This window comes from Chryseobacterium sp. SIMBA_029, assembly GCF_046535275.1.
In the GTDB taxonomy this organism is placed as follows: Bacteria; Bacteroidota; Bacteroidia; order Flavobacteriales; family Weeksellaceae; genus Chryseobacterium.
Genome location: NZ_JAWRXA010000480.1, coordinates 1 through 261 on the forward strand (window position 1 = coordinate 1; position 261 = coordinate 261).

At 36.4% G+C, this 261-nt stretch carries 1 protein-coding gene; it reads left to right on the forward strand.

Annotated features, from left to right (window positions below):
* Positions 1-261: ferric iron reductase (locus SB679_RS24905; RefSeq protein ID WP_410704980.1), on the forward strand; the 261-nt coding region annotated here is incomplete at both ends.

Sequence of the window (261 nt, forward strand, 5' to 3'; positions counted from 1 at the left end):
ATTCCAACTTTCAGGAAGAAACATTCTGGACCCTTGTTCACGAATGTATAGAAAGCTACAAAGCAGAAAACCAACAGCTGCAGGAACGTTATGAAAAATATGATCTGTATGTTCCAACATTCAAGAGATTTTACATCAACAGCCTGCGTCTGAAAAATAATGGATATAGTGAAAATAAGGCATTTGCCATTCCAAGAAAAGATGGTGCATTGCCTAATCCGCTTTATCAGATAGCCAATAAAAATTCTGTAGCTGTACTAT